General features: G+C 64.8%; 13 protein-coding genes. 1 reads left to right on the top strand and 12 read right to left on the bottom strand.

Features of this window, described 5'->3' with window-relative positions; genetic code table 11:
• Positions 1 to 3 precede the first annotated feature (3 nt).
• The gene (locus sphantq_RS10075) at positions 4 to 2766 is read left to right on the top strand and encodes a [protein-PII] uridylyltransferase (protein WP_066607171.1); all 2763 of its coding nucleotides are present in this window, start codon (positions 4 to 6) and stop codon (positions 2764 to 2766) included.
• 133 nt (positions 2767 to 2899) lie between these two features.
• Here the strand turns inward: sphantq_RS10075 and sphantq_RS10080 are convergent, their stop codons facing one another.
• From sphantq_RS10080 to sphantq_RS10135, 12 genes are all read right to left on the bottom strand, one after another.
• The gene (locus sphantq_RS10080; protein ID WP_129925499.1) at positions 2900 to 3403 is read right to left on the bottom strand and encodes a L,D-transpeptidase family protein; all 504 of its coding nucleotides are present in this window, start codon (positions 3401 to 3403) and stop codon (positions 2900 to 2902) included.
• Entirely contained in the window at positions 3400 to 4473 is a 1074-nt protein-coding gene (ribA, locus tag sphantq_RS10085; protein ID WP_272798426.1) for a GTP cyclohydrolase II, read from the bottom strand. The genes sphantq_RS10080 and ribA overlap by 4 nt, the downstream gene beginning before the upstream one ends.
• A complete protein-coding gene (locus sphantq_RS10090) occupies positions 4473 to 5270 on the bottom strand; it encodes an exodeoxyribonuclease III (RefSeq protein ID WP_066607182.1) in 798 nt (265 codons plus the stop codon). Before sphantq_RS10090 ends, ribA begins: the two co-directional genes overlap by 1 nt.
• A gap of 255 nt (positions 5271 to 5525) precedes the next feature.
• Entirely contained in the window at positions 5526 to 6176 is a 651-nt protein-coding gene (locus sphantq_RS10095; protein ID WP_272798427.1) for a LolA family protein, read from the bottom strand.
• Between the two features lie 405 nt (positions 6177 to 6581).
• Entirely contained in the window at positions 6582 to 8909 is a 2328-nt protein-coding gene (locus sphantq_RS10100; RefSeq protein ID WP_272798428.1) for an FtsK/SpoIIIE family DNA translocase, read from the bottom strand.
• A gap of 98 nt (positions 8910 to 9007) precedes the next feature.
• Entirely contained in the window at positions 9008 to 9490 is a 483-nt protein-coding gene (locus sphantq_RS10105; protein ID WP_272798429.1) for a GNAT family N-acetyltransferase, read from the bottom strand.
• Complete coding sequence (locus sphantq_RS10110) at positions 9487 to 10317, bottom strand: DMT family transporter (protein ID WP_272800215.1); 831 nt, start codon at positions 10315 to 10317, stop codon at positions 9487 to 9489. Before sphantq_RS10110 ends, sphantq_RS10105 begins: the two co-directional genes overlap by 4 nt.
• Before the next feature lie 85 nt (positions 10318 to 10402).
• Complete coding sequence (ispG, locus tag sphantq_RS10115) at positions 10403 to 11563, bottom strand: flavodoxin-dependent (E)-4-hydroxy-3-methylbut-2-enyl-diphosphate synthase (RefSeq protein ID WP_066607193.1); 1161 nt, start codon at positions 11561 to 11563, stop codon at positions 10403 to 10405.
• Positions 11564 to 11671: 108 nt separating this feature from the next.
• Complete coding sequence (locus sphantq_RS10120) at positions 11672 to 12976, bottom strand: OmpP1/FadL family transporter (RefSeq protein WP_272798430.1); 1305 nt, start codon at positions 12974 to 12976, stop codon at positions 11672 to 11674.
• Positions 12977 to 13401: 425 nt separating this feature from the next.
• A complete protein-coding gene (pgmG, locus tag sphantq_RS10125; RefSeq protein ID WP_272798431.1) occupies positions 13402 to 14778 on the bottom strand; it encodes a phosphoglucomutase/phosphomannomutase PgmG in 1377 nt (458 codons plus the stop codon).
• Positions 14775 to 15209 carry a J domain-containing protein gene (locus sphantq_RS10130; protein ID WP_129925496.1) on the bottom strand — a complete coding sequence of 145 codons (435 nt, stop codon included), beginning with the start codon at positions 15207 to 15209 and terminating at the stop codon, positions 14775 to 14777. Before sphantq_RS10130 ends, pgmG begins: the two co-directional genes overlap by 4 nt.
• The gene (locus tag sphantq_RS10135) at positions 15209 to 16015 is read right to left on the bottom strand and encodes a division plane positioning ATPase MipZ (protein ID WP_066607202.1); all 807 of its coding nucleotides are present in this window, start codon (positions 16013 to 16015) and stop codon (positions 15209 to 15211) included. The genes sphantq_RS10130 and sphantq_RS10135 overlap by 1 nt, the downstream gene beginning before the upstream one ends.
• Between the last annotated feature and the right edge of the window lie 65 nt (positions 16016 to 16080).

Below are 16080 nucleotides of genomic sequence, written 5' to 3' on the forward strand. Positions count from 1 at the left end.
CAAATGGTCATGCAGTTCCCCGCGCTGGGATCGCGCCGCGCGATCATCGACCGGCGCGCAATTTCCGACACGATCAATGCCCTGGCGATGGAGCATCGGGGCGATAGCGCGCGGCTGCGCGCCGCTATCGTCCAGGAATTGAAGGCGGCGCTGGACGAGGGCCGGGCCGAGGTGGCGCGACGGCTGGAAGCCAAGCCGACGCGCGGGCGCGAATCCGTGACCGCCTTCGCCTTCCTGATCGACCAGATATTGCGCCTGCTCTACGACGCGACGACGCATCACCTCTATCCGGCGGGCAATCGCAGCACCGGCGAACGGATCGCCCTGATCGCGGTCGGGGGATACGGCCGGGGCGAAATGGCGCCGCACAGCGACGTCGATATCGGCTTCATCACCCCGTGGAAGCCGACCGGATGGACCGAGCAGGTCATCGAATCCATGCTCTATTCGCTGTGGGATCTGGGGCTGAAGGTCGGGCATAGCAGCCGGTCGATCGATGAGACGATGCGGATGGCCAAGGCCGACCTGACCGTGCGTACCGCATTGCTGGAGGCGCGCTACGTCTGGGGCGACCGGGCGCTGTATGAGGAGACGTCGGTCCGGTTCGACGCCGAAGTGATGCAGGGCAACGCCCGCGCCTTCGTCACCGAAAAGCTGGAGGAGCGCGAGGAACGGCACAAGCGGATGGGTGACAGCCGCTATGTCGTGGAACCCAATGTGAAGGAAGGCAAAGGCGGTCTGCGCGACCTGCACACGCTCTTCTGGATCGGCAAATATGTGAACCGGGTGCGTTCAGTCGCCGAGCTGGTCGATGTCGGCTTGTTGACCCAACTGGAACTGCGCCAGTTCCAGAAGGCCGAGGATTTCCTGTGGGCGGTGCGATGCCACCTGCACACCATCACCGGGCGCGCCGAGGACCGGCTGACCTTCGACCTGCAACTGGAGACCGCGACGCGGATGCGCTTCACCGGGCGCGCCGGCCGGTCCGGGGTCGAGCGCTTCATGCGCTATTATTTCCTGAACGCGAAGATCGTGGGCGACCTGACCGCCGTGTTCCTGGCGCATCTGGACGATCAGATGGCGGAGAAGGGCCGGCGCTACATTCCGTCCATCTTCCGCCGGCCCAAGAAGCTGGACGGGTTCGTGCTGGAACGCGGGCGCCTCAGCCTGCCGAGCGACGATTTTTTCCAGGCGGACCCGGTGCGGTTGCTGGAAATATTCGCCGTGGCGGACAAGCACGGGTTGCAGATCCACCCCAGCGCGATCCGCGCGGCAAGCCGCGACGCGGGCCTGATCACCGCCAAAATCCGCAAGGATGCGCGCGCCAATGCGGCTTTTCTGCAAGTGCTGACCAGCCCGCGCGATCCCGAAACGGTGCTGCGCTGGATGAACGAATCGACCGTGTTCGGCCGGTTCGTGCCCGATTTTCGCCGCGTCGTCGCGCAGATGCAGTTCGACATGTATCATCATTATACGGTCGATGAGCATACCATCCGCGCCGTCGGTCTGCTGTCGCGGATCGAGAAGGGCGAGTTGCCGCAGGATCATCCGCTGGCGACCGACCTGATGGGCAAGATCCTGTCGCGGCGCGTCCTCTACGTTTCCGTCCTGCTGCACGATATCGCCAAGGGGCGCGGCGGCGACCATAGCCTGCTGGGCGCAGAAGTGGCCGAGCATCTGTGCCCACGCTTGGGGCTGACTCCAGCTGAAACGGAGACGGTCGCCTGGCTGGTGCGCTATCATCTGCTGATGTCGGCCACCGCCTTCAAGCGCGATCTGTCGGACTATAAGACGATCCTCGACTTCGTCGATGTGGTGCAAAGCCCGGAACGACTGCGGCTGCTCCTGTGCCTGACGGTGGTGGACATCCGCGCGGTGGGACCGGGGGTGTGGAATAGCTGGAAGCGCCAGTTGCTGGGCGACCTGTATGAATCCGCCGAAGAGGTGCTGCGGCTGGGCCATAAGCAGAAGGGGCGTGGCGAAAGAGTGATCGTGAAGCAGGAAACGCTGCAACGGGCGCTTGGCATTGACGACGACGCCTTCGCCGCGTTCAGCAAGCGGCTGCCCGAATCCTATTGGATCGCCGAACCTGACGACATATTGTTCCACAATGCGCAGCATATATTGGCGGCGGGCGAATCCCCGCTATCGATCGCCGCGCAATATTATCCGCAGCGCGGGGCGACCTTGGTGACGGTCTATGCCGCTGACCATCCGGGTCTCTTCTATCGCGTCGCTGGCGCCATCCATCTGGCCGGCGGCAATATCATCGACGCGCGCATCCACACGACGCGCGATGGCGTGGCGATCGACAATTTCCTGGTCCAGGACCCGCTGGGCGGCGCATTCCACAGCCCCGACCAGTTGAAGCGCATCCGCAATGCGATCGAGGATTCGCTGTCCAACCGGCACCGGATGATCACCAAACTGGCGGCGCGCCCGCTTCCCCGGACCCGCGCCGAAGCCTTCCGCATCGAACCCAATGTGCTGATCGACAACAAGGCGTCGAACCGCTTCACCGTGGTCGAGGTCAATGCGCGCGACCGGCCCGCGCTGCTGTTCAGCCTGGCCAATGCGCTGTTCCAGTCGAAGGTCACTGTCCACAGCGCCCATGTCGCCACCTATGGCGAGCGGGCGGTCGACACCTTCTACGTCACCGACCTTTTCGGCGGAAAGATTGAGAGCAAGGCGCGGTTGCAGACGCTGGAGCGGCGCTTGCTGGAGGCCGCCGGCGGCGAAGTGGGCGAGGCGCTGGAGCGAGCGTGATGCGCGTCACCCGCTAAAGATCGCCCAGTTCCGTTCGGGCTGAGCCTGTCGACGCCTTGTTCTTCTTTTCCGAGGTCGAAACAAAGGCCCTTCGACCGGCTCAGGGCGAACAGCGTTTTCATGATACCGCGCTTTAGGGGACGATCTCCATCGCATCGCCCGGCGCGAGCAGCGGGAGCAGGCGCAGCATGTCCGCCCGGTCCACCGCGACGCAGCCGGCGGTGGGGCGGCTTTCGGACAGATGGAGGAAGATGGCGCTCCCCTGCCCCGGCACCGGCGGCGCGTCATTATGGCCCAACACGACGATGACGTCATAGGCGTCGTCGCTGCGGATCAGGCTTTCGGCGGAGAAAGGGCGCGGCAGGCGGACCGGGCGGTTATAGGCGGGGTCTTCGGGATCGTCCGACCAGCCGTCGTTCGCGCGGACCCAGCGCCAGGGAAGGCGTATATCCGTCGCCTCGACCTTGCCGGGGCGCAGCAGCACACCATGGATCGGCCATAGGCCCAAAGGCGTGCACCCGTCCCCTTCCCGCTTGTCCGCCGCCGGGCAGGCGCCGTTGCGGCCAACGGCGCAATCCATCGCCAGATCGCGCAAGGTCAGGCGACCCGCGCCGCAATCGACGCGGATGACGGTCATAATTGATGGCCGGTGCGGTCGCGCTTTGTGGCGAGATAGCGTTCATTATGCGGGTTGGTGGGCAGGATGATCGGCAGGCGCTCCGTCACCGCGATACCCGCCGCTTCAAGCCCCGCAACCTTGTTGGGATTGTTGGTGAGCAAGCGCACCGCGTCCACGCCGAGCAGGTCGAGCATCCGCGCCGCGACCGAGAAATCGCGGGCGTCGATGGCGAATCCCAGCCGGACATTGGCATCCACCGTGTCGAACCCCTGATCCTGCATCGCGTAGGCGCGCAATTTGTTGACCAGGCCGATGCCGCGCCCTTCCTGACGGAGATAGAGGAGGATGCCCCAGGGCGCATCGGCGATCCGGTGCAGCGCCTCATGCAGTTGCGGGCCGCAATCGCATTTCAGGCTGCCCAGCACGTCGCCGGTTAGGCATTCGCTGTGCAGGCGGATGACCGGCGGCGAGCTATCGCGCTTGCCCACCACCAGCGCGATATGTTCGCGCGGTTCGTCCGGGCTGCGGAAGGCGATGATTTCGCCGCTCTCGCTGGCCGACACCGGCAGGCGCGCGTGGGTGGCGATGGCGAGGCGGGTGGCGTCGTCATAGGCGGCGATCGCGTCGGCGCTCACTGTCGCTTCGACCGGGGCGTCGCCGTTCGACAGGAAATAGGCGGGCAAGATGCCGGCCAGCCGGGCGAGGCGGAGCGCCGCCTTGGCGGCCTGGGGCGCGGGTAGCGACCGGGCGCGAAACGGTCCTTTCAGCGGCGAGGCGAGATCGAGCACCGGGTCGGAAATGGCGGTGGCGACATCGGCGTCGATCCAGGGCGCGCGTTCGACCAGCACCGGCAGGTCGGGGTCGGCCGCCGCCAACTGGTTGGCCAGCTTCAAGGTTTCGGCGCGAGCGGCGGATATGAGGATATCGGCCTGGCCGCGCGGGTCGAAGTCCGCCAGCGTGACCGCATCCGCGCCCTCGATCGCCATCAGCCGAATCGCGCCATCGGGCGCAGACAGGCGCACGGCCCAGCCGCGACGCAGCGCGTCTATGGCGCGCGCAGCATCGCGCCCGTTGGCGACGCTAGGCATCAGAAAGCGAATTCGGTGATGATGGGGATATGGTCGGACGGCTTGATCCAGCTGCGCGCGGGTTCGACCACGCGATGGCTGGTCGCCTTGTTCGCCACGTCCTTCGTCATCCACATATGGTCCAGGCGCCGGCCGCGATCCGATTCCGCCCAATCCTTCGCGCGGTAGCTCCACCAGGTATAGAGGCGCGCCGGCGCGGGATGGAAATGGCGGCCGATATCGACCCAGTCGTTCGACGCCTGCAACCGGGCGAGGATTTCACATTCCCCCGGCGTGTGACTGACGACGTTGAGCAATTGCTTGTGGCTCCAGACGTCGCATTCCAGCGGGGCGATGTTGAAGTCGCCGGTCAGGATGGCGGGTTGGCTGCCTAGCGCGGACGACCATTGGATCATCCGTTCGAGGAAATCCATCTTCTGGCCGAATTTGGGATTGAGATCACGGTCGGGAATGTCGCCGCCAGCGGGGACATAAACATTCTCGATCCGCACGCCATTGTCGAGCCGCACGCCGACATGGCGCGCTTCGCCATTGGCCTGCCAGTCGAACCGGTCATCCTCATGCACCGGCACCTTGCTCATGATCGCGACGCCATGGTGCATACGCTGGCCATTCAGCACCTGATGAACATAGCCCATGCGGCGGAACATTTCGGTGGGGAAAGTCTCGTTCACCACCTTGGTTTCCTGCAGGCACAATATGTCCGGCGCTTCGAGCCGCAGCAGTTGTTCGACGATGTCGATACGCGCGCGGACGGAATTGATGTTCCAGGAGCAGATGGAGAGGGTGTCGGCCATGCCCTCCACCTAGGAGGCCGCAGGCGGACACGCAAGCGGCTGAGAGAAGGCCGCACAAAGTAAGACCCCCGCTCCGGGGGCGTGGAACGGGGGTCTCGATCGCGCCCTTGAAGCGCTTCGCGGCGAGAGGGGGGACCGGGTAACAGGGGGGAAATCCCGGTTGTCTCTCGCCTTGGGTCTTGATTAGCGCCCGCCATATGAGCGGCAGATGAACGAAGCGCCAAGTTTTTCCATCCGTCCTGCAAGGCGCTCCGGTCAGCCGCCCGCCGCCCGTCCCCTGGGTCGCGGATCGGTCCAGCGGAAGGCGGAATCGGCCACCGGCGCGCCATAGACATGGTTGCTCAGCCGCACCGCCGTCCGGTTATTCTGCGAATCGAGCGCCACCCAACCGTAAAGCTGCAAGCCCGCGGGCCCGGAGGCGTTGCGTTTGAAGATCATGGTGATGGTGCCATATTCGGGCCGCTTGGGATCGCGCGCCTCGACGCTCAGGATCGACGGATCGCCGGTCGGCACGAGCTTGCCATATTTCGACAGATCCTTGTTCGGATCAAGCAGCGCGCCCAGCGGCGAGTTGCCGATCGGCCAGCGCTGCACCTGGCGTACTTCATAATCGATCATGGTCAGCGCCCTGCCATCGCCCACGATCAGCAGCGGCACGCCCTTTTGATATTGGAAGCGGATCTTACCCGGCTGCTTGAGGGTCAGCTTGCCGGTCAGGGTCTGACCGCTACGGTCGGTCTGGGTGAAATCGGCGGTGAGGGTGGTGACGCCGCGAATATAGGCATTGACCTGGGTCAGGTCGGGCGAGGCCTGCTGCGCGGCGACGGGCGCGGTCGGCACGACGACCGACAGGGCCGCCGGCGCGGCGGCGAGGGCCAGGATCAGGGGCGCAAGGCTGCGCTGCATGGCGTTCAACTCCAGTTGTTCAGGAAAGTGTGGATATGCGGTCGGGCTTGAACCCGTTGTGAACCCGGCTGTTCCGAAATAGCAAGCTTTGGGCTTGATGGGGGAGAGCATCCGCAGACGGTCGCGACAGCTCGATCCCCCATGCTCCCGCCTCGCCCTGCCGGTCTGACCGGCGGCACCGCTCCAATTATGTTATCGGCGCGGCAGCAGCGGGATTCGCCTAGTCCTAATCGCGGATAAAAAAAAGGGCCGATCCGAAGATCAGCCCGAAAAGTTTTAGGAGAGGATGCCTGAAAGGCCTGATCCTATTGCCCGGTTCCGCTTCATGCTGCAAATGCGAAGGCCGCTGGAGCGATTGCACGATACGCAATCGTAACCAATTTTGGCCAGATCATCTGGCCAGTATCAGAGCGGATTGCCATTTTCGTCGCGCAGCACTTCACGGCGGCCAACATGGTTGGGCGGGCCGACCAGCCCTTCCTCCTCCATCCGTTCGATCAGGCGCGCTGCCGAATTATAACCGACGCGCAATTGGCGTTGCAGCCAGCTTGTCGAGGCCTTCTGATTTTCGAAGACGAGCTGGCACGCCTTGCGGAACAGTTGCGCGTCGGGGCTGTCGTCGCCCAGGTCCACGCCGTCGAGCGCGAAGCTGCCCTCCTCCGGCTCCTCGGTGACGGCCTGGATATAGTCGGGCTGGCCCTGCGCGCGCCAATGGTCGGCGACCACGCGGACTTCATCGTCCGATACGAAGGGACCATGGACGCGGGTCAGGCCCTTGCCACCATGCATGTAGAGCATGTCGCCCTTGCCCAGCAACTGTTCGGCGCCCTGTTCGCCCAATATGGTGCGGCTGTCGATCTTGCTGGTGACGAAGAAGCTGATGCGGGTCGGCAGGTTCGCCTTGATGACGCCGGTGATGACGTCGACCGAGGGACGCTGGGTCGCGAGGATCAGGTGGATGCCCGCGGCGCGCGCCTTCTGCGCGAGCCGCTGGATCAGGAATTCGACTTCCTTGCCCGCGGTCATCATCAGGTCGGCCAGCTCGTCCACCACCACCACAATCTGTGGCAGCGGCTGGAAATCCAGCTGTTCCTCTTCATAAATGGGCTTGCCGGTTTCGGGGTCGTAGCCGGTCTGGACCCGCCGGCCGAGCGGCTTGCCCTTGGCCTTCGCAGCGCGAACCTTTTCGTTGTAATTGGCCAGGTTGCGCACCGATATGGACGCCATCATGCGATAGCGATCCTCCATCTGCTCCACCGCCCATTTGAGCGCGCGGATCGCCTTGGCCGGTTCGGTGACGACCGGAGAGAGCAGGTGCGGGATGTCGTCATAGGTCGACAGTTCCAGCATCTTGGGATCGATCATGATCAGGCGCAACTGGTCCGGCGTCATGCGGTAGAGCAGCGACAGGATCATGGCGTTGAGGCCCACCGACTTACCCGACCCGGTGGTGCCCGCGATCAGCAGGTGCGGCATGGGCGCCAGGTCGGCGATGATCGGTTCGCCGGAGATATTCTTGCCCAGGATGATCGGCAGGGTCGCTTCCTGCATGAACTGTTCGCTGGTGATGAGTTCGCGGAAGGACACGCCTTCGCGATGAGCGTTGGGCAGTTCGATGCCGATGACCGTGCGGCCGGGGATCGTCGCGACGCGGGCGGACAGCGCCGACATGTTGCGGGCGATATCGTCCGCCAGCGCGATCACGCGGCTCGCCTTGATGCCGGGCGCGGGTTCCAGTTCATACATGGTGACGACCGGGCCGGGGCGGACTTCGGTGATGTTGCCCTTCACATGGAAATCGTCGAGCACCGATTCGAGCAGACGGGCGTTGCGTTCCAGCGCGGCCTTGTCGATCTTGCCGCCCTGGTTGGCGGGGACAGGGTTGAGCAGGTCGGGCGAGGGCAGCGAGCTGTGGCCGAACAGGTCGTCCTGGCTGACTGGCGCCATCGCGCGCTGCACCGGCGCGGGCTTGGGCGACTGGATGGTGATCGGCGGCTTGGTCTCGTGCGAGACCTGCTTGCGCGGGGCGATGACGCGCCCGGCCAGCTCATCCTCTGCGTCGTCGTCATCATCGACCGCAGCGGCGGGGCCGGCAAAACCGAGCGTCGGACGCGGCAGGTTGAGTTTGGGCAAGGAGGGCCGACGCAGCGCGATGATCGGCTTTTCCAGCGCCAGGCTGCGATAACAGGCGAACAGGCCCGTAATCAGCGCGCCGACGATAAGAATGCCCGTGATCCAGGGCGCGGCGGCCGGCGCCTGCGCGGTCAGGCTGGCGATCCCCTTGGCGACGACCAAGCCGATCACCCCGCCCCAACCCGCGGGCAGGCCGACCAGCGGCGCGCTCTGGAACAAGGCGAGCGCGATGCCGATCAGGGCGATGCCGAACAGGCATTGCCCGAACTGCCCCTTCCACCCGCTCATATCCTGGTCGCCCCACATGCGGCGGGCGGTGACCGTCATCAACGGCAGGATCAGGGCGACGGGGACGCCCAGCAGCCAGAGCAGGAAATCGGCCGTCCAGGCGCCGGGCGCCTGCATGATATTGGCGACATGATCGCCCGCGACGGTGTTCATCGACGGATCGCTCGGCGCGTAGCTGAGCAACGCCAGGGCCAGGAACAGGGTCGCCAGCATGAGCGTGATCGCGCCGATCAGCGCGCCGCTGCGGATGACGCTGCGCTTTAGCATTTCGCGCCATTCCGGCGTGCGTTTCACGGTGCGGCCGACGGCCATAATCCTGCTTGTCCCCCAAATGTTCCGTTTCGGCACAATGAACCCGACGGCGAGTCCGCGTCAAGGGTGCGGCCGATCGGCTCGTCGCGCTGGCTCGATCAGAGCGCGGCGAGCGCCGCCAGCGTGTCGCCATCGACCCGCTGCACCGTCCATTCATCCATCGCCGTCGCGCCGAGCGACCGATAGAAGGCGATGGCGGGTTCGTTCCAGTCGAGCACCGACCATTCGAGCCGGGCGCAATCGCGTTCGATCGCCAGCGCGGCGAGGCGCGCGAGCAGCGCCTTGCCCGCGCCCAGGCCGCGCGCATCCGGCAGGACGAACAGATCCTCCAGATAGACGCCCGGCCGTGCTTCGAAGGTCGAGAAATTGTGGAAGAAGAGGGCGAAACCGACCGCCCGGCCTTCATGTTCGGCGATCAGCACCTCCGCCATCGGCCGCGGGCCGAACAGATAGCGGGCGAGCGTGGCGCGGTCCGCCTTCACCGCATGGGCAAGCCGTTCATAATCGGCCAGCGCCAGGATGAAGGCATGAATGGTGCCGATATCGTCGGCCTGCGCGTCGCGAATGATGATGTCGGTCATGCCGTTCCTGCTTCCACATGGGCGACATTGGCCCCTTTGCTGCGGGCGGCGATAAGGCAGCCCGCGACGATCAGCAATGCGCCGGCCACCGTGGTCAGGGTCAATCGCTCGCCAAACGCCAGCCAGCCCATCAGCGCCGCCCAGAGAAAGGCGCTATATTCGATCGGGATCAGTCGCTGCGCTTCCGCCCGCGCATAGGCCCAGGCGAGCGCGGCGAGGGAAGTGAAGGCGAGGCCGGCCGCGAGCAGCACCAGCGGAATCGCAGAACGGTCGGGCAGCACAGCCCAGGCCGGCGCGCCCAGCACAAAGACGCCCAGCATGACGATATGCTGGAAGAAGGCGACCTCGATCGGCGAAGCGCGCTGCGCCTGTTGCCGTTGAAGGATGAGGTTCCAGGCGAAAAGGACGGCCGATGCCAGCACCGCGCCTGCCCCCAAAAGCGCGTCGGCGTCATAACGCCCCTGCAATTTGCCCGACAGGATCACCCCCACGCCGACCAGTCCCAGCAGCGACGCGGCGATCGCCTGCCGTCCGATCGTTTCACCCAGCAGCAACGCGGCGAGATAGAGGGCGATCAGCGGCGCGATGAAGGAGAGCGCGATCGCTTCGGCGAGCGGCATCCGCATCAGCGCCCAGAAGAAGAGCGCCGCCATCAGCGCCACGACCGCGCCGCGCAGCAGGTGCAGGCGCAGCACGGCGCGGTCCGGCCAGCGCTGCCGGGTGAGCAGCATCAGCGCAAGGCCTAACAAGCTGCCCGCCGCGGCGCGCCAGAGCAGCGCATTATAGAGGCCGATGGAAAGGCTGAGCCCCTTCATCGCCGCGTCCATCACAGAGAATAGCGCGACGCCGATGCAGCATATGGCGAAGGGAATGGCGAACCCGCCGGGCGTGGGGCGCACCGCGTCGCTCCGCTTATTCCGCCGCCTCGGCCTTGCCCGCGTCGGTCATGTCGGCTTCCGCCTTGGCCGCCTCGACCTCCGCCGCCTTGGCTTCGACCAGGCGGACGATATGATCGACCATGCCTTCGTCCTGCACGGTGTGGTCGGTGATGCCCGACAGATAGACCATATGCTTGCCGGCCCCGCCGCCGGTCAGGCCGATGTCCGTCTCGCGCGCTTCGCCTGGACCATTGACGACGCAGCCCAGCACCGACAGCGAGAGCGGCGTGTGGATATGCTGGAGCCGTTCCTCCAGCGCCTGCACGGTGCGGATGACGTCAAAGCCCTGGCGCGCGCAGGACGGGCAGGAAATGACCTTGACCCCGCGGGTGCGGATGCCGAGCGACTTCAAGATTTCATAGCCGACCCGGACTTCCTCTTCGGGTTCGGCCGACAGGGACACGCGGATCGTGTCGCCGATGCCGGCCCAGAGCAGGTTGCCAATGCCGATCGCGCTTTTCACGGTGCCGCCGATCAGGCCGCCGGCTTCGGTGATGCCCAGATGCAGCGGGCAATCGACCGCGTCGGCGAGTTGCATATAGGCGGCCACGGCGAGGAAGACGTCGCTGGCCTTCACCGCGACCTTATATGCGTGGAAATCCTGGTCCTGGAGCAGCCTGATATGGTCGAGCGCGGATTCGACCAGCGCTTCGGGGCAGGGTTCGCCGTATTTTTCGAGCAAATCCTTCTCCAGCGACCCGGCATTGACGCCGATGCGGATCGAACAGCCATTGGCCTTGGCCGCATCGACCACTTCCTTCACCCGCTTTTCCGACCCGATATTGCCCGGATTGATGCGCAGGCAGGCCGCGCCCGCGTCGGCCGCTTCCAGTGCGCGCTTATAGTGGAAATGGATGTCGGCGACGATCGGCACGCGGGACGCGCGGACGATCTGTTTCAAGGCGGCCGTCGATTCCTCGTCGGGGCAGGAGACGCGGATGATATCGACGCCCGCTTCCTCGCAGCGACGGATCTGGTCGATCGTGCCCTTGACGTCATGGGTCAGCGTGTTCGTCATGGTCTGGACCGTGACAGGCGCGCCGCCGCCGACCGGCACATTGCCGACCATGATCTGGCGCGACTGCCGCCGCGCTATGTCGCGCCAGGGGCGCAGGCCGGGATTATGATCGGACATGAAAAGAGGCTCCGTAAGCTACGGAGCCTCTATAGGGATGTTTGGTGACGGTTAGAAGCGGGAGATCCTTGCGTTTCGGCTTCGCTGAAACAGGCCGCACCGCGAGAATCAGAAGCGCAGCGTCGCGGATGCGGCGACCTGATCCGCATTGCCGCTGGTTTGCGACAAGGTGGTGGCGGTCACGGTTGCTGGCGATGGGAAATAGCTGTCGGGACGGATGATGTTCGCCTTTTCCACGAAGGTATGGGCGTAGCTGAGGTTCAGCGCGAAGGCATCCGACATGTTCCAGGTCGCGCCGCCGGTCAGCCAGACGCGGTCGCCATCGGGGACGCGGGTGGTCAGATGCTGCGGATTGGTCGGCGAACGATCGAACATCGTGCCGGCGCGCAGGGTGAAGGCCGGGCTGACATCATATTCGCCGCCGACGCTGACCGAATAGCTGTCCTTGTAATCCAGTTCCTTGTTGGTGGTGCCCGCGGCCGAGGTGACGGCGATGCCCTTGAACTTCGACCAATTATACCATTTGCCGGTGACCATCGCGCGCAACTGAGGCGTCAGCTTATGCATCATCGAGACGGTGACGATGTCGGGCAGTTCCAGCGGCGCGGTGGCGGCGAATTCGCCATTGCCCGCGGCGACCGGCCCGACGAGGCCCGATACGATCTGCGTGCCGGCCAGTTTGTGGCTGACGCCCGACCGATAATGGACGCCCCAATTGGTATCGCCGGTGGTGTAGAACAGGCCCGCATTCCAGCCGATCGACCAGTCGTCGCCTTTCAGGCTGGCGAAACCATCCGTGGTGACCAGGGGCGAGAGCTGCGGCAGCGCGTTGGTCAGCGTCGCCTTGACATATTGCACGTCGACGCCGCCGCCGATCGACAGATTGTCGCTCAGCTTATAGGCGGCCGAAGGCTGGATATTATAGGTTTTAAGGTCGGTGTAGAGCGAGTCATAGCGACCGAAGAAGCCGTCATCATATTCCAGTTTCAGGCCGAAAGGCGCGTTGACGCCCAGGCCGACCCAGAGTCGGTCGCTGACCTGCGCGCTGGCATAGAAGCTCGGAATCGGGATGACGCTTTCGAAAGGATTGCCGCCGTCATTGCCGCCGACCGGGACCGACAGGGTCGATCCGGGGATGGTGCGGCGCGAACCGCGATTGGTCTGGTGCGCCGACGCCATCAGCGCGACGCCGCCGACCGAGGTCTGGATGCCCGACAGCTGCGTCATCGCGGCCGGATTGAAATAGATGGTGGATGGATCGTCCCCGGCCGCCGCGCCGCCGGACAGGGCGCGTCCGGTTTCCTTGGGCGATTGTTCCTGCAGGTAGAATCCGCCGGCAAAGGCCGGGGTCGCGGACGCCAGCATGACGCCGGTCAGGAGAAGAGCAGAAAAAGGGCGACCGCGAAGCAACATGACAGATCCTCTACTGGGCATGATATTGGCCTTGATCGGTGGCGTTCGAACGCCCGACCGGCTGTTTGGACGCAGCCCGATTATCAGGATTGTGGTTAAATTCCAGTGAGCGGATCGCCCGATCCATCCCATTTTCGCGGCTATAGGCGCATGTGGCAGGGCGAAACGCTACGGCAACAGGGCAGGACGGCAAACGGATCGAGACGAAAAAAAAGCCGCCCCGAAGGACGGCCTTGAGATTTTAGGAGAGGATGCCTGAAAGGCGAGTTCCTTTTGCGGTGCAGCGCGGATTGTCGCAAATGCGAAACATGGAGGGACGATTGCGTTTCCTGCAATCATTATCTCAGGCCATGCTTTCCGTAAGGGAAGATAGCGGGAGAAAACGGATTAACGATACCAAAATATGAGAGCGGCGCAGGCGCTTTTCAGGTCGATTCTGCCCGGATGACGCCCGAATCGGCCAGTTGCGCATCCATTTGCGCGATCAGCCGCGCCAGTCCCGCCTCGTCGGCCGATTCGGCGCGCGCCACCAACGCAGCCTCGGTATTGGACGCCCGCAGCAGCCACCAGCCATCGACGGTGCGGACTCGCGCGCCGTCGATCGCGCAGATATCAGCGCCCGCGGCCTTCAGCCGGGCGAGGATATCGGCGATCACCGCGAACTTGCGCGCGTCGGCCACCGGGAAACGCCATTCGGGTGTGATGATGCTGGTCGGCATCGCGTCATGCAGGGCAGTCAGGCTTTGTCCCAGCGATCCGACGGCGCGGATCAGGCGGACGGCGGCGTAAAGACCGTCGTCATAGCCGGGATACGCATCGGCGAAGAAGAGATGACCGGTGGTTTCGCCGCCCAGCGGGCTGCCAATCTGCTTCATTCTGGACTTGATATGGCTGTGGCCAGTCTTCCACATATCGGGTCGTCCGCCCAGCATCGCGATGCGGTCGAAAACGGTCTGGCTGGCCTTCACATCCGCCACGATCGGCGCGCCGGGCCGCTTTTCCAATATGATTTGCGCGAAGAGGCCGAGCAGCTGGTCGCCCGCGATCGTCCGACCCAGCCCGTCGATCACGCCGATCCGGTCGCCGTCGCCATCGAAAGCCACACCGAAATCGAGTTGCTTGGCAAGGACGAGCGCGCGCAGGTCGGCCAGATTCCGTTCCTGGGAAGGATCGGGATGATGGTTGGGGAAATGTCCGTCTATATCGGTGAAGAGCAGATGATGCTCACCGGGCAGCAATTGCGTCAGCTTCTCCACCACCGGACCAGCGGCGCCATTGCCCGCGTCCCAGCCGATGCGGCAGGCCGGGCCGTCGAAACCCTGCATCAAGCGCGCGACATAGCTATCCATGACGTCAATCGTTTCGACACGCCCCACGCCGCTGTTCCAGTCACCGGCCGCCGCCAGCGCGCCCAGACGCTGGATATCGTCCCCGAAAAAAGGGGCACGACGGTGGACCAGCTTGAAGCCGTTCTGGTCGCCGGGATTATGGCTGCCGGTTATCTGGATGCCGCCATCCAGATCGCGCGCCGTGTCGGCATGATATAGCATCGGCGTTGGACCAAGGCCGATGCGCAGCACGTCGATGCCGGTTGCGGTCAATCCCTCGACCAGCGCGCTTTCCAGCATCGGCGAACTCAGTCGCCCGTCATAGCCCACCGCAATCCGTCGTCCTTCGGCGCGGGCGACGATCGTGCCGAAACTGCGCCCCAGCGCCCAGGCGTCGGCGGCGCGCAGCGTATCGCCCACCCTGCCGCGCAGATCATAATCGCGCAGCAACGTGGGATCGAAAAGGTGCGTCAACGCTGCGTCTGATCGTCGAGCAGCAGGTCGCGCGCGGCGTTGATCTGGGCGGCGAGCGCCTCGGTCCCGCCCTTATCGGGGTGGACCGAGGCGATGAGGCGGCGATGGGCGGCCCGGATCGTCCCGGCATCCGCATCGGGTGCGACCCCCAGCAGCGCTCGCGCCTTCGCCACGTCATCGGCAGGCGGCGGCGCGACGGGCGCGGCGGGGCGCGTGCGGGCTTTCGCCTTGATATTGCCCTGCTTGGCGAAAAACAGCGCCGCGCCGATCAGCAGCGGCGCGCCGATGACGGGTTTGCCTTTGGCCGCGAGCACCGCGCCGACCAGCGCCGCGCCCAACGCCATGCCATCTTTTGCCGTCATGCGTTGCAACTTTCCCGTCCAGATCAGCCAGATCGCAAGCGCTGCGATGAAGAGCGTCAGCACGCCCATCAGGCCGCGCCGAGCAGGTCCATCGACGTCACGCCATCGCGCGTCGGCAGAGCCAGGCCGGACACCATTTCGCGCAATTCCTGGCGCGCGGCGATATGGCTGACCCCCAATTCGCCCAGATGCCCCTTGTCAAGCAGGGTGAGGCCGGAAGGGAAGAGTTCGCGGAAGATCACGCGCTCCGACAGGCCGGGTATGACGCGGAAGCCGACCCGGCGGGAGAGTTCCATCAGCGCGTCGCCGACCCGTTTTTTGTTGCGCGCGTCATGATGCTGAACGCGGTTGCGCAGCACCACCCAATCGATCGCCACGCCATCGACCTTCGCCCGCGTCTTGCGCGCTTCGAAGATGAGTTCGGAATAAAAGGACAGGCGGCGGACCTTGAAGGTTTCCGGGTCGACTTGGCCGATCAGGTCGAAATCGACGAAACTGTCGTTCATCGGCGTGACCAGCGTGTTGGCGTGCGGCGCCAGATGCCGGGCGAAGACGTCGTCGCGGCCGGGCGTATCGACCACCAGGAAATCCTTGTCAGCCGCCAGGGTCACGACCTGGTCGTCCAGCGCGGCGATGCTGTCGCCGGTGAAGACGGCGAAATCGGGCGTGGGCAATTCGATGCTGCGGCGGCGTGCGGTGTCGAGGCGATTTTCCATATAGCGGGTGACGGTCCGCTGGCGCGGATCGAGGTCGATCATGCCGACGCGATGACCCAACGCGCTCAAGGCGATAGCGGTGTGGACCGCCGTGGTCGACTTGCCGGTGCCGCCCTTTTCATTGGCGAAGACGATGAGATGCGGCTGTGGATTGCCCATTTGCCCCGGTTAACCCCGTTGATTGTCGCAATGTTTGTTGACGGTCGCGCCGGCGCGAGCCTAGC

Source organism: Sphingobium sp. AntQ-1, from assembly GCF_028538045.1.
Classification (GTDB): domain Bacteria; phylum Pseudomonadota; class Alphaproteobacteria; order Sphingomonadales; family Sphingomonadaceae; genus Sphingobium; species Sphingobium cupriresistens.

Bases quoted from the DNA above. Each gene is read 5' to 3' on its own strand.
- sphantq_RS10075 (WP_066607171.1), top strand. From the start codon at position 4: ATGGTCATGCAGTTCCCCGCGCTGGGATCGCGCCGCGCGATCATCGAC.
- sphantq_RS10080 (WP_129925499.1), bottom strand. From the start codon at position 3,403: ATGACCGTCATCCGCGTCGATTGCGGCGCGGGTCGCCTGACCTTGCGC.
- ribA (WP_272798426.1), bottom strand. From the start codon at position 4,473: ATGCCTAGCGTCGCCAACGGGCGCGATGCTGCGCGCGCCATAGACGCG.
- sphantq_RS10090 (WP_066607182.1), bottom strand. From the start codon at position 5,270: ATGGCCGACACCCTCTCCATCTGCTCCTGGAACATCAATTCCGTCCGC.
- sphantq_RS10095 (WP_272798427.1), bottom strand. From the start codon at position 6,176: ATGCAGCGCAGCCTTGCGCCCCTGATCCTGGCCCTCGCCGCCGCGCCG.
- sphantq_RS10100 (WP_272798428.1), bottom strand. From the start codon at position 8,909: ATGGCCGTCGGCCGCACCGTGAAACGCACGCCGGAATGGCGCGAAATG.
- sphantq_RS10105 (WP_272798429.1), bottom strand. From the start codon at position 9,490: ATGACCGACATCATCATTCGCGACGCGCAGGCCGACGATATCGGCACC.
- sphantq_RS10110 (WP_272800215.1), bottom strand. From the start codon at position 10,317: ATGGACGCGGCGATGAAGGGGCTCAGCCTTTCCATCGGCCTCTATAAT.
- ispG (WP_066607193.1), bottom strand. From the start codon at position 11,563: ATGTCCGATCATAATCCCGGCCTGCGCCCCTGGCGCGACATAGCGCGG.
- sphantq_RS10120 (WP_272798430.1), bottom strand. From the start codon at position 12,976: ATGTTGCTTCGCGGTCGCCCTTTTTCTGCTCTTCTCCTGACCGGCGTC.
- sphantq_RS10130 (WP_129925496.1), bottom strand. From the start codon at position 15,209: ATGGGCGTGCTGACGCTCTTCATCGCAGCGCTTGCGATCTGGCTGATC.
- sphantq_RS10135 (WP_066607202.1), bottom strand. From the start codon at position 16,015: ATGGGCAATCCACAGCCGCATCTCATCGTCTTCGCCAATGAAAAGGGC.